Annotated in this window: 11 protein-coding genes; 8 read left to right on the forward strand and 3 right to left on the reverse strand. The window is 29.2% G+C overall.

What is annotated here, in order from left to right; all coding sequences use genetic code 11:
• The first annotated feature begins 1 nt into the window (after position 1).
• The 5 genes from Q0881_RS15920 to Q0881_RS15940 all read left to right on the forward strand — a co-directional run bounded on the left by Q0881_RS15920 (position 2) and on the right by Q0881_RS15940 (position 4,541).
• Positions 2-574, forward strand: a complete 573-nt coding sequence (locus tag Q0881_RS15920) for an adenylate kinase (protein ID WP_299162429.1) — start codon at positions 2-4, stop codon at positions 572-574.
• 2 nt (positions 575-576) lie between these two features.
• Positions 577-1,032, forward strand: coding sequence for a hypothetical protein (locus tag Q0881_RS15925; protein WP_299162432.1), 456 nt, complete (start codon positions 577-579; stop codon positions 1,030-1,032).
• Between the two features lie 3 nt (positions 1,033-1,035).
• Positions 1,036-1,815, forward strand: a complete 780-nt coding sequence (locus tag Q0881_RS15930) for a TerC family protein (RefSeq protein ID WP_299162435.1) — start codon at positions 1,036-1,038, stop codon at positions 1,813-1,815.
• 85 nt (positions 1,816-1,900) lie between these two features.
• Entirely contained in the window at positions 1,901-2,221 is a 321-nt protein-coding gene (locus Q0881_RS15935) for a hypothetical protein (RefSeq protein WP_299162437.1), read from the forward strand.
• 58 nt (positions 2,222-2,279) lie between these two features.
• Positions 2,280-4,541: a TonB-dependent receptor gene (locus tag Q0881_RS15940; RefSeq protein WP_299162440.1), complete on the forward strand. Its 2,262-nt coding sequence runs from the start codon at positions 2,280-2,282 to the stop codon at positions 4,539-4,541.
• 68 nt (positions 4,542-4,609) lie between these two features.
• Here Q0881_RS15940 and msrA read toward each other — a convergent pair whose 3' ends face one another.
• Positions 4,610-5,266, reverse strand: a complete 657-nt coding sequence (msrA, locus tag Q0881_RS15945; protein WP_299162443.1) for a peptide-methionine (S)-S-oxide reductase MsrA — start codon at positions 5,264-5,266, stop codon at positions 4,610-4,612.
• Between the two features lie 143 nt (positions 5,267-5,409).
• On the opposite strand from msrA, the gene dnaX reads away from it, so the two are divergent.
• Positions 5,410-7,110 (forward strand): DNA polymerase III subunit gamma/tau, encoded by a 1,701-nt coding sequence (dnaX, locus tag Q0881_RS15950; RefSeq protein WP_299162446.1) that lies wholly within the window; start codon positions 5,410-5,412, stop codon positions 7,108-7,110.
• On the opposite strand, the gene Q0881_RS15955 is transcribed toward dnaX, so the two are convergent.
• Positions 7,099-8,916, reverse strand: coding sequence for a sodium:proton antiporter (locus Q0881_RS15955; protein ID WP_299162449.1), 1,818 nt, complete (start codon positions 8,914-8,916; stop codon positions 7,099-7,101). The genes dnaX and Q0881_RS15955 overlap by 12 nt on opposite strands.
• Before the next feature lie 80 nt (positions 8,917-8,996).
• Between Q0881_RS15955 and Q0881_RS15960 the strand changes: the two genes are divergently transcribed.
• Both Q0881_RS15960 and Q0881_RS15965 read left to right on the forward strand, forming a co-directional pair.
• Positions 8,997-9,824, forward strand: coding sequence for a universal stress protein (locus tag Q0881_RS15960; RefSeq protein WP_299162452.1), 828 nt, complete (start codon positions 8,997-8,999; stop codon positions 9,822-9,824).
• Entirely contained in the window at positions 9,825-12,041 is a 2,217-nt protein-coding gene (locus Q0881_RS15965; RefSeq protein WP_299162455.1) for a SulP family inorganic anion transporter, read from the forward strand. It abuts the gene before it with no gap.
• Here the strand turns inward: Q0881_RS15965 and pbpC are convergent.
• Positions 12,034-14,382 (reverse strand): penicillin-binding protein 1C, encoded by a 2,349-nt coding sequence (pbpC, locus tag Q0881_RS15970; protein ID WP_299162458.1) that lies wholly within the window; start codon positions 14,380-14,382, stop codon positions 12,034-12,036. The two genes, Q0881_RS15965 and pbpC, sit on opposite strands and share 8 nt — an antisense overlap.
• Positions 14,383-14,415: the final 33 nt, after the last annotated feature.

Here is a 14,415-nt window from a genome sequence, read left to right on the forward strand (position 1 = left end):
TATGAATATCATTATTTTCGGACCTCCTCTTGCTGGAAAGGGTACACAGTCTAAGACAATAATTAATAACTTTGGTTTAACTCATCTTTCAACTGGAGATGTATTAAGAGCTGAAAAGTCTCAAAAAACTGACTTAGGTTTAAAAGCTTCCGAATATAGTAATAAAGGCTTATTAGTTCCTGATGAATTAGTAATGAAGATTCTTGAAAAAGTTTATAAAAATAGTGATAATAAAAAGAATTTTTTATTTGACGGATATCCTAGAAATACTAAGCAGGCAGAACACTTAATTAATGTCTTAGAAAAAGATAATAATTCTATAGATTTTGTAATATTTTTAAAAGTACCTAAAGAAGTATTGTTAGAAAGAGCCAAAATAAGAGCTAAACAAGAGAACAGAAAAGATGATGCTGACCAAAATACGGTCTTAACTAGAATAGATGAGTTTATAACTCAAACAATACCTGCAATTGATTACATTAAAGGGAGAAACATTCCTACATTAGAAATTGATGGTAATCAATCAATAGAAAATATTAGTCAAACTATTTATAAAAACTTAAAGTCGCTATAACTATGATTAAATCTGTTAATTTTTCATCTTCTATTATAATTAGTTGTGGAATTATTCTTTTTCTTTTTGCTATTTTATTTTCCTCATGTACTCCAGAAAAAAAAGGAGACCCAACACGTTTTAAATACGGAACCTTTGAAATTCCTGCAGGCGATGGTTATGGAAAAACTATTATTATTAGAAAAGATAGCTTACAAATAGAAAAGTATACTAAAAAAGTAAGTATTTCAACTGATAGTCTTGTTACTGAAAAAGAAAGTATACACATAGATACTTTATACATTAAGTGGAAAAATAACTTCGCTTACTATTTAAAAATGAAAAACCCAAAAACAGATTTAGATAAAGACCCTATATTTGTTCAACTTACTAAAGTTACAGATAGCTCTTATAGCTTTACAGCAAGGATTGGATACTCAAATTTTAAACAAAAAGGAACCGTATATAAAGTAAAATAAACTATGGAAATATTTTTACAACCCGATACTTGGGGTGCATTAGTAACCTTAACATTTTTAGAAATCGTTTTAGGTATTGATAATATTATATTTATATCAATTGCAGCTAATAAATTACCTGAAAAACTACAAAAAAAAGCTACCAATATAGGTTTAGTATTAGCAATGGTATTACGTATTGCTTTACTTTTTGGTATTTCATTACTTATTGCAATGAATGCTCCTCTTTTTCATATAGATTTCTCTTGGTTTAAAGCAGGTTTTACTGGTCAAGCATTAATATTATTTGCTGGAGGTATATTTCTTCTTTATAAGAGTACCAAAGAAATCCATCATAAAGTAGAGGGTCATGAAGATGAAGATACAGATGGTAAACCTCAAAAGGGTTATACATTAACACAAGCTATAATTCAAATAACTTTAATTAATATTGTATTCTCATTCGACTCTATTTTAACTGCAGTAGGTATGACTAACGGTGTTGAAGGTGCAATGGTTATTATGATTGCTTCAGTTATTCTATCTATGATTATTATGATGTTATTTGCGAATCCAGTTGGTAAGTTTGTAAACAAACACCCAACAATTCAAATGTTAGGATTATCATTCTTAATATTAATTGGATTCATGCTAATTGCTGAAAGTGCTCACTTATCACACGCTAAATTATTTGGTGAAGAAATAGGTGTTATACCAAAAGGATATTTATATTTTGCTATTACCTTTTCTTTAGGTGTAGAGATGTTAAATATGCGTATTAGAGGAAGTAAAAAAAACCATTAAGAAAAATTTAAGATATTTAAAACAATACCCGATAGTCGTAAAGGTTATCGGGTATTTATTTTTTAATACCTTTGCTTCTGAAATCATGTTTCGCTTAAAAAAACATATAGCCCTTCTAAGTTTACTTGTGTTACTATTACCATCAGTAATACAAATAGCTCATAGTTTTGAAAATCATGAACATACCATTTGTTCATCTATTGACGATCATCACTTTCATGAACAAGAATTAGATTGTTCTTTATTTCATTATCAACTTCAAGTTTTCTCGTATTCAACAGCTTCAAATTATGCTGTAATACCACAACATTTTTATAAAAAAGAATACACTTTTCTACCTCAAGTAGTTTCTGTTGTTTATTCCGATAAAAGAACCTCACGAGGACCTCCTTATTTTACTGTTTAATCAAATTGTTATAAAAAAAAGAATAACAAACTTATTATTTCACAGTAAAATACATTAAATGAAAAAAATAGTATTCTTCCTATTGTTTATAGGAACGTCGGTTATATACGCGCAAAATAATTTATCAGGAAAAATTACAGACATTAATAAATCACCTCTTTTAGGAGTTGAAGTATTCTCAAATCAATTACATAAAGGAACAGTTTCTAATGATCAAGGAGACTATACTTTTAAAAACATTCCAAATGGAAAAGTTACTATTAACTTTACTTTTTTAGGATTTAAAACTGTTTCTAAAGAATTTATTTTTAACAATCAGAATATTACATTTGATTTGCAATTGGAAGAATCTGTTTTTAAAATAGATGAAATTATAATTTCTACACCTTTTAATAAATTACAATCTGAAAATGTAATGAAAGTAGAACGATTGTCTGCTAAAGCTATCCAAAAAACTGGAGCCACTACGTTATCTGAAGGAATTACAAATATAGCTGGAGTTTCTCAAATTACAACTGGAGCTTCAATTGGTAAGCCAGTAATAAGAGGTTTAAGTGGTAATAGAGTATTAGTATACACGCAAGGTATTCGTTTAGAAAACCAGCAATTTGGAGGCGAACATGGGTTAGGAATAAGCGATGCAGGAATTGAAAGTATTGAAGTTATAAAAGGACCTGCTTCTTTATTATATGGTTCAGATGCTTTAGGAGGTGTTTTATATATTCAACCAGAAAAATTTGCTCCAGAAAACACTACTAAATTCAATGTAAATCAACGTTACTTTAGTAATACAATAGGAAGCAATACTTCATTAGGGGTAAAATCGTCTCTTAAAAATTGGCAATTTTTAGCAAGAGGAACCTATGCTATTCATTCAGATTATAAAACTCCTAATCAAAGAGCAACCAATACTCGTTTTAAAGAAAAAGATTTAAAACTTGGTGTTGGTTTTCATGAAAAAAACTTCTCTTCTGAATTACGTTATAATTTTAATAATTCAAGACTTGGATTAACTGAAGGTATCGGTGAACAAACTAAAGAAACACATTTAGAAATTCCTTTTCAAGATATAGATAATCATATTATTAGTTTACACAATCATTTATTCTTCAAAAACTCAAAATTAGATATTGATTTAGGATATACTATAAACAATAGAAAAGAGTTTGAAGAGCATGAGGAACACGAAGAAGGTGAAACCGAAGAAGAACATGAAGAGCACGAAGAAGGTGAAGCAGCTTTAAGTATGAAGTTAAAAACATTTAGCTATAACACTAAATATCATTTTCCTAAAATGAATAAGTTTGAACTTTTAATTGGTACTCAAGGATTGCATCAAACAAATACTAATTTTGGCGAAGAATTATTAATACCTAATGCTAAAATTAATGATTTTGGGGTATTTACTACTGCTAATTTTGAACTTAGTAATAATACTCGTTTACAAGGAGGTATACGTTTTGACAACCGATCTATTAAAACAGAAAGACATGAAGTACAACATGAAAATGAAGTACATATTTTCAATACCATAGATAAATCATTTAATAGTTTTACTGCCTCATTAGGATTGAAAACTAAATTATTTGCTGTTTTAAATACACGTATTAATATAGCTAATGGTTTTAGGGCTCCTAATTTAGCAGAATTAACTTCTAATGGAGTTCATCATGGAACGAATCGTTTTGAAAAAGGAAATAATAATCTTGTTAACGAGAAAAATTTACAATTAGATATTTCATTTGATTATAATACTGAGCACTTTGAAATATTTGCCAATGGATTTTATAATAAATTAAACAACTATATTTATTTATCACCAACAGGTGAAATTGAAGACGGTGCTCCAGTTTATACGTATTTACAAGAAGATGCTAAATTATATGGTGGTGAATTTGGTTTTCATTTACACCCACACCCATTAGATTGGTTACATATAGAAAGTAGTTTTGAAACAGTTATAGGTAAACAGGATAGTGGTAACTATTTACCCTTAATACCAGCTAATGCATGGAAGAATACACTTAGAACAGAGTTTTCTATTAAAAAATGGTTGCAACATGGTTATACATCATTAAGTATGCACTCATATTTTAAACAAAACAATGTTAGTCAATTTGAAACTACCACGCCTGCTTATAATTTGATAAACTTTGGTTTTGGAGGAGATATCATGATTAACAAATATAAGTTTACTACGTCTGTAGCTATAAATAACCTTTTTAATGAAAAATATATTAACCATTTATCTAGATTAAAATCAAATGGAATACTAAATCCTGGTAGAAATATTGTTCTAGGTTTACAGTTTAATATATAGAAAATCAAAAACTCCCCAAATTTTGGGGAGTTTTCTTTTTATATAAACAAACTTTAAATTAATAAAGTTTAATGCTTTTCCTTTTTAAGCAATTCTGGAAATTTTCGCTTAAAACGATTTAATCTAGGAATAGAAACTTTTTGAACATAAGGGTTTTCAGGATGCAGCTTTTCATAATTTTGATGGTATTCTTCTGCTGGATAAAACTTAGTGAATTTTGTTACTTCAGTAACTATTTTCCCCTTATAAAACTCTTTATTTAATTTCTTAATAGTACTCTCTATGATTTGTTTCTCTTTTTCATTTTTATAAAATGCAATAGATCTATATTGTGTACCATAATCTGGATGTTGTCCATTTTTGGTAGTTGGATTATGTGATCCGAAGTAAACATCTACCAAGGTTTGAAAACTAACTTTTTTAGTATTATAATAAACCGCAACAGTTTCAGCATGCCCTGTTCTACCAGTACCTATTTTTCTATACGTTGGATTTTTTGTGAGACCTCCTGCGTAACCTGAGACAGCTTCCTCCACTCCTTTTACACTTTCAAAAATAGCTTCAACACACCAAAAACACCCACTAGCAAAATAGGCTACTTCTGTTTTTTCTAAATAGTTTATTGCCTCATTGTTTTCTATCTTTACTTGTTTCTCTGTGAAATTTGTAAAAATAATAGTTAAAAAGAGCACAGCTAAAAGTGCTATTGGTTTAAGTATCTTCATAAATTTTAAACTTTTATATCTATTCAGTCGTTTAAAAAAACAAGTTTTTACAATTGTTTACAACTTTAGGGTTTCCTTAAGAAAATTGTTTGCTAATTGTAATGTGGTTTTTTACTTTTGTTTGAGTAAACAGGAGCAATTAAATGGAGCATTTTATAGTATCAGCACGTAAGTATCGTCCTCAAAATTTTGAAGATGTTGTTGGCCAACAAGCCATAACGAATACGTTAGAAAATGCTATAAAAAATAATCATTTAGCACAGGCTTTACTTTTTACAGGACCTCGTGGTGTTGGTAAAACTTCTTGTGCTCGTATTCTAGCTAAAAGAATAAATCAAGAAAACGCAGATACTACTAATGAAGATGAAGATTTTGCTTTTAACATTTTCGAATTAGATGCTGCTTCTAATAATTCAGTTGATGACATTCGTAATTTAACTGATCAGGTTCGTATACCTCCTCAAACGGGAAAATATAAAGTATATATTATTGACGAGGTTCACATGCTTTCTCAAGCAGCTTTTAACGCTTTTTTAAAAACCTTAGAAGAACCGCCTGCACATGCTATATTTATTTTAGCAACTACAGAAAAGCATAAAATTATTCCAACGATATTATCTCGTTGTCAAATTTTTGATTTTAAACGAATCGGAGTTTTAGATGCAAAAGAGTATTTAAAAATTATTTGTGCTAAAGAAAATATTACGGCTGAAGACGATGCTTTGCATGTAATTGCTCAAAAAGCAGATGGAGCCATGCGTGATGCTTTATCTATTTTTGATAGAGTTGTAAGTTTTTCTGGAAGTAACTTAACCCGTGAAGCTGTTACTCAGAACTTAAATGTACTTGATTATGATGTCTATTTTAACATCACTGATTTATTATTAGAAAATAAGATTCCACAAGTATTAATGGCCTTTAATGATGTTTTAAGTAAAGGTTTTGAAGGACACCATTTTATTAATGGACTTGCCTCACACTTTAGAGATTTATTAGTTGCTAAAGATGAAGCAACAATACAATTATTAGAGGTTGGAGATAATACTAAAAAGAAATATTTTGATCAAGCGAAAAAAGCTAATATGCAATTTTTGCTTCCTGCTATTGACAAAGCTAATGATTGTGACTTAAAATATCGAGGCAGTAAAAATCAACGTTTACTGGTAGAACTTACCTTAATGCAAATAGCCTCTATCACTTTTGATGGAGCAAAAAAAAAATCTAGCAACTACATAATTCCAGCTACTTTTTTTACTTCTTTATCGCCAACGATAAAGAAAATTGCAATTAAACCAATTGTTAAAGCTTCTGAGATTCCTCAAGAAGTTAAACCTGAGGTCAAAGAAGTTCCGAAAGCAACCAAGCCTTTATTAAAAAACATAAAGCGTAGAGCTTCTGCTTTATCTTTAAAAAGTATTCATAATAAAAAGGTGGTTAGTACTTCTTTTGACGATGATGAAAATTTTGAAAACCATCCAAAAACACCTTTTACCAACGAAGAATTAAGTGAAACTTGGAAGAAATATTATTTTAAGTTACAAGGTCTTGGAGAGCGTAGCATGGCAGCTATTTTAGCATCAGACACTCCATTATTAGGAGCAAATCATAAAATAAGCTTTTCTATTCCTAATGAGTTAATGAAAGCTCAATTAGAAAAAGGAAAGCCAAAATTAATGCGTTATTTACGAGAATCTCTCAATAATTATGGTATTTCTATTGAAATTGTAGTTAATGAAACTATTGAAAAGAAGTTTGCTTATACACCTCATGAAAAATATGAGAAATTAAAAGAAAAAAACCCTTTAATTGAAAAATTAAAGCAAACTTTTGGATTAGACCTCTAACTTTTTCCCTAAATAAACAATTGCATTATTCTCTTTAATATTTTCTAAATTGAATGTTGGTAATAATTCTAAAGCATCTCCTACCTTTATAAATAATGGTATAGATTTTAATTCTTTATTAATTTTTTCAAGCTTCGTTGTAAAATCTTCTTTTGAAGTAATAATCAATTCGTGTATTGCAGGATAATCTCTTGCACTTTCATTCAAATTGATATAATCATCATTTTTAGTAAACAAATTAACTTCGTTTTCTATTTCATCTTCTTTTACTTCTTTAGAACTTGCTATTCTATATGCTCCTTTTTCACCATATTGTTCAGACAATTGAGCTATTGCATATTTATTTACTACATCACTACCGGTCATAGCTATTAAATAACCTACATCACTCAATTCTACTTTTTCATCTATACTATCATTATAAATATCAATATCAAAAGCTTCAATTTTATTGTTTCGTGCCTTTTCAATATAGTCTTTGTTTTGATCTAATAGTACTACTCTTCTATCATTCTCCACCAAATATTTAGCTATAACTCTTGCCGCTTCTGATGCTCCAATAATTATTATTGCTTCTGATTCTTTTAAAAATACACCTACAATCTTCGCAAATAAACGTGCAGTAGTTGCATTTAAAAGTACTGTACCTAATACAATCATAAATACCAAAGGCGTAATATACTCTGCTCCTACTATACCTTGATTCATTAATTTACTTCCAAATAATGAAGCAATACCAGCAGCTACAATACCTCTAGGTCCTACCCAACTTATAAATAATTTCTCATTTAATTTTAAAGTAGATCCTCTAGTACTTAAAAATACACCTAAGGGACGTATAACTAAGACTATCGCTGCAAATAATAGTAAAGCTTTCCAATTAAAGATAAGCTCTAGTTGGCTCATATCCATATTTGCTGCCAACAAAATAAAAAGTATCGATATTAATAATACAGAAAGTGACTCTTTAAAATATAATAATTCATCAAAACTATGAATCTTGCTATTAGCTATTACCATCCCCATTACTACTACTGATAATAAACCTGATTCATGTGCAAATAAATCTGACAATACAAACACAAATAGCACTGTTGAAAGTGAAACTACATTTAATAAATAATGTGGCACTAATTTTTTATTCACTATAAAAATTAAAGCATGAGCAAAAGTAAAACCAAATGTAGATCCAAATAATAAAATTTTTCCAAATTCTAATAATGCAGTTTTAGTAAAACCACTTCCTCCACCTACACTAATAAATTCAAAAACTAATACAGCTACTAAAGCTCCAATAGGGTCTATTAAAATCCCTTCCCATTTTAATACTGCTGCTACATCTTTTTTAAGAGGTACATTTCTTAATATTGGCGATATTACTGTTGGACCAGTTACTATAATTAAAGCTGAAAATAGCATTGAAATTTCCCAACCTAATCCAAAAATATAATGTGCAAGTATTCCTGAAATAACAAAAGTTACTGCAGAACCTAAAGTAATAAGTTTTGTTATCACGGGTCCTACATTAGAAATCTCACTTTTTCTTAGGGTAAGTCCTCCTTCAAAAAGAATAATACTTATTGCTAAAGACACAAAATAGAACAGTCCATCACCAGGAAATAATCCTTTCTTTCCATTCCATATAGGTTCTATCCACTTACTTCCATCTTCACTAAAAAATTCAGCAGCAACAGGACCAACTAATAATCCTATCAAAATTAAAGGCAATATTGCTGGAATTTTAAATTTCCATGCTACCCATTGTGCTAAAATTCCTAAAATAATAATTCCTGCTAACTCTACCATAGTCTTTTAATGTGCTAAATATTATTTCTTTAAATAAGAATAAAATTTTTATCTTCGAAATCTTAAAAATAAACAATATTTTGATTAAAAAAATTTTAATTGGTATTGCTTTCTCTCCCAATTTAAAAGCTAATTTATTTGAGGCTTTTAGATTAGGGAATATGTTTGGAGCTCAGGTAATTGGAGTACATGTTGGAGAAAAGTCTAATGAAAAAGAAAAACAATTACAACAATTGTTAAATGAAGCTCCTAAATTACAACAACCATTAAAAACACTTTGGCAAGAAGGTAAACCTGTAAATGTAATACTTGAAACAACAATACAAGAAAACGTTGATTTACTAATACTTGGTGCTTTACAAAAAGAAAAACTATATAAATATTATGTAGGCTCTATTGCTAGAGAACTTACTCGTAAAGCGCAATGTTCTGTACTCCTTTTAATAAAACCATCTATTGAAAGAATCCCTTGTAAACATATTGTTGTAAGTGGCTTAGAAGATGAAAAAACCGAAGAAACAATTAAAGCTGCTTTTACTATTTCTAAAAACTTAGATTGCAAAAGAGTTACTATAGTTGAAGAGATTAGTCAAGCAGAATTAAATGTAAAAGTTAGTGATGATGCTACATTACGCAAGGCTACATTAGCTAAAGAACGTTTAAAAAAACGTGAAGACTTTCGTGTGGAATGCATGCTTAAACAAATTGACACCAACGATATTATTATAAAAAAACAAAGTATATTTGGGCGTAGAGGGTATTCTATAGGTCACTATGCAAAAATTAAAAGAGCAGATTTATTAGTAATGAATGCTCCAAAAAAAATGGGAATTATTGATAGAATTTTTCCTCACGATTTAGAATACATTTTATCAGAATTACCAACAGATGTTTTAATAGTTAAATAAATGGGGAAAAAGAATCGATTTAAAACATTTTTAGGCGAATTACCACAAAATATTTTTTCAGGATTTGTAGTATCATTAATAGCTCTTCCATTAGGTTTAGGCTTAGCTTTAGCTTCTGGAGCACCACCAATATCAGGAATAATTGCTGCTATTATTGGAGGTTCTGTTGTTGCTATACTAGGTGGCTCAAATGTAACTATTACTGGACCTGGTAACGGATTAGTAGTAGTAATTCTAGCAGCTATAACTACTTTAGGAGCTGGAGATATGCATCAAGGTTTTCTATATACTCTAGCTGCCATTGTTGTTTCTGGAATTATCATGATTATTTTAGGGTTCTTACGCCTAGGTTCTCTTGGAGATTTCTTTCCTTCTTCCGCCATACAAGGAATGTTAGCCGCTATTGGTATTGGTATTTTTGCCAAGCAAATTCATGTAATGTTTGGTAACTTAAATGCTAAAGGGAGCATTATTGATTTATTAATACAAGTTCCTCAAGGAATTATTGAATTTATAAATACAGATAACACAAGTACTTTTTATGCGGGATTAGTAGGTATAGTGAGCTTACTTATAATGGTTTTTTATAGTAAAATTAGAAACAAATACTTTCAATTAATTCCAGCACCAATGTGGATTGTGGTTTTAAGTGTAGGTTTATATTATTACTATGATATGTTTTCTACTTCTGCGTATCCTATAGATAAAAGTATTTTAATTAGTTTACCCAATGACGTGTTATCTAATTTTGCTTTTCCTGATTTTAGTAAAATTTATCAATTTGAGTTTATAAATGCAGTAATTGCTATTACTTTAATTGCAAGTATAGAAAGTTTATTAAGTATTAAAGCCGTTGACAAATTAGATCCTTTAAAACGACGTTCTAACGTAAATAAAGATATTCGTGCTTTAGGATTAGCTACTGTTATTAGTGGTTTTCTTGGTGGTTTAAATGTAGTTACAGTAATTGCTCGAAGTTCTGTAAATGTTAATAATAAAGGAAGTAATCGTTCAGCTAACTTTTTTCACGCAGCTTTTTTAGTTGCTTTTATCTTATTATTTGCTGCCGAACTACGTAAAATCCCTCTTCCTGCCTTAGCTGCTATTTTAGTATATACAGGATACAAATTAGCCTCTCCTGAGAATATTAGAAAAGTTTTTCAAATTGGTACAGAACAGTTAATTATATTTTTAGTTACCTTATTAACAACTATTGCTACTAGTTTAATTACAGGAATTTTAGCAGGTATCTTTATTACTTTTGTTATTCACGTATTTATCAATAAAAATTTTATGTTTTTTCTTAAAAACTTATTAAAACCTAATGTTTTAATGTTTAAAGAAGATGAAAAATACTATGTTTCAGTTGAAAATTTTTCCAGTTTTTTAAATTACACAAAATTAAAAGCTAAACTAGATCAGATTCCGGAAAATGAAGATGCTATAATTGATTTTACTTTATGTGATTTTGTGGATCATTCTGTAATGGAAAACCTACATAATTATGCTGAATCTTTTAAACGTAAAGGAGGACACTTTGAAGTAATTGGGCTTGATGGATATAAAACTGGTAGTGAGCATCCTTTTGCGCTTCGTAAAAATATTCCTATCCAAACAGAAGGAACAACTAATTTAAATAATTTAACAAAAAGACAAAAAGCACTACAAGCTATTAGTAATGATTTAGGATGGAGTTATACAGCTTTACCTAAAGAATCTGTTACTCAAATACCACATTTTGGATATTTTAAAACTAGACAAATAAATAAAGTATCTAATATATTATCTAATAAAAATTGTACACTTTTTGATGTAGAATTTCACGAAGGTGAACTTTTTGCTAAACAAATTATAAAAGCAACAATGTTGCATATTGATTTAGGTGAAGATTTACCAGAATTTACTTTAGATAGAGAAGGAATTTTTGAATACATATACCACTTTGCAGGGTTTAAAGATATTAACATAGAAAATCATCCAGATTTTTCAAAGAGATTTTATTTATCTGGAAAAGATGAATCAAAAATTAGATTTTTCTTTACAGATGAATTAATTTTATTTTTCGAAAGCAATAAATATTATCATATAGAAGCAAGTAATCAAGGTTTACTAGTTATTGGTAGAGAACGTTTAGCAGGTGTTAAAGAAATTAAATCTTTAGCTGATTTTGGAGTTCGATTAAAAAGCGTGATTAAGAAAAAAGAGGTTATTATTTAACCTCTATAAAGCGTATTTTTTCATTTCCAAAATCATCTATAACTGTTATTTTATATTTTCCTATTTTAGGTTTTATAGATTGCTCATGATATTGTTGTGTTGTGCCTATATATTTGTTATTTAAATACCAATACACCTTAGCTCCTTCATTTGCGTGCATTAATTTTAAAATAACAGGATTTAGTTTTTTATTTTCATTTCGTATTAATGATACTTTCGAATATTTTTTCGACGGAAAAATAAAATCCATAGTAGTACTCTCTATTTGAATACAATCATTTCTGAAACTAGGTAAAGTCTTATAATTGGCGTTTTTTTGTTGATAATAATATGCCATTAAAGGAGGCAATTCAAACCATACAATATTTTTTGTATTAGTTATAGACTCACAAGCAGAATTTACTCTATACTTTTCAAATTTATCAACCGTAATTTGTTTATGATATAGACATGATTTAGCATTTATTCCACTTTTAGGAATTCCTTTTATTATCGATTTACAAATAGGCAAAGCTAAGTAACCACTTTGCTCGCAAACTTTCTCTTCTATTAAATCTTCATAAGGTTCTAAAAACCAATCCGATTTAGGTAAAACATCAAAAACATTAAACATTAACGGTGCGGCACTTCCAACTCCTGTTAAATCTGGACGTCCTTCTCCATCAGAGTTTCCAACCCACACTCCTACTACATATTTTGGAGTTACTCCAATTGCCCAAGCATCTTTATTTCCAAAACTAGTTCCAGTTTTCCAACCTATTTTTTGTGAAGAATCAAAATACTTCCATGCTTGGTCCGTATATGGCCTATTAACTTCTGTTAACGTGTTTAAAGTAGTAAATGCTGTACCAGCATCAATAGTTACATAATTTTCATTTACAGTCCCTAAATCAATTTTATTTGAGTTTGTATAACTCGGAGAGACAAATTCATTTTTATAATATTTATGTTTTAAAGCTTCATAATTATTTATAATACCTGCATAACCTGCAAATGTTTTACTCAAATCCCATAAACTAGCTTCAGCACCACCTAAAATTAAAGATAAGCCATAATAATCAGCAGGTTTATTAATATCATTAATATGATACTCTTTTAAATCTTCTGTAAATTTTTCTAATCCATACGATTGTAACATGCGTACAGCAGGAATGTTTAACGATCTTGTTAAAGCTTCATTTGCAGGAACTGCACCATCAAAAGTTAAATTAAAATTATTAGGACTATACCCAGCTATTTCTGTTGGAATATCAGCTACTAATTGAGTTGGTAATAAATCTCCAGATTGCAACATATGTGCATATAAAAATGGTTTTAAAGTACTTCCTGTACTCCGAGGAGCAATAATATTATTTACATCTTTTTGATGTTGTTTGTCTGTAGGTGAGTTTCCTACATAACTTACTACTTTCCTAGTTTTAACATCCAACACCAATACTGCCAAATTATATACTTCGTTCTGTTTTTGATGTAAATAATGTTGCTTTGCTAAATTATTCACTTGTCTCTGTATATGGATGTCTATAGAACTTTGTATGTATTTTCCTTGGTGCTTTTTTTCTATTTCTTGTACTAAGTGTTTTGCTAAGCTAGGTAAAGCATAAGGCCTTTTTGGTAATTCTTCTTCAAGAGCTAACTCATAAGTTATTTTATCAATGATATTCTCTTTATACAACTTGCCTAATAACCGATTTCTTTTCTTTTTTAATTTTAGTTGATTCTTTCCTGGGTAAATTAAAGATGGTGCATTGGGTAATACAGCTAACGTTGCACTTTCTGCCCAAGAAAGTTGATGTGGTTGTAAACCAAAATAACGCCACGAAGCCATTTCTAAACCTACTACATTACCTCCAAAAGGTGCATGAGATGCATATAGTTTTAAAATCTCTTCTTTTGAATACTTAAACTCTAATCGGGTTGCTAATACTAGTTCTTTTAACTTCTCAATATAGGAACGTTGTTGATTTTTACGTGCTAAACGAATTACTTGTTGCGTAATAGTACTTCCTCCTCTAACTATTTTCTTAGCTTTAATATTATCAAACATTGCTTTTCCCATAGCAACAGGATTAAAGCCAAAATGTTGATAGAAATGTGCATCTTCAAATTGTAAAATACACTGCTCAAACTTTTTTGGAACTGAATCTAATTCAGGAAACCGCCATTGCCCATCTTTTGCAACTACAGCTCCTAATAACTCATTATTTCTTGCTGTTACAACTGTTGATGTTGGTGTTTGAAAAAGTTTTTGAGGCAAACAATTATAATAAACAATCATTAATGCACTTATAATGATTGACTTTATTTTATGCTTTTTCAGAAAGTTTACGCCTTTTTTCATCTACAATTTATTCAATTCAAAAGTATAAAGTTT

It is taken from the genome of uncultured Tenacibaculum sp. (assembly GCF_947494125.1).
Taxonomy (GTDB): Bacteria; Bacteroidota; Bacteroidia; order Flavobacteriales; family Flavobacteriaceae; genus Polaribacter.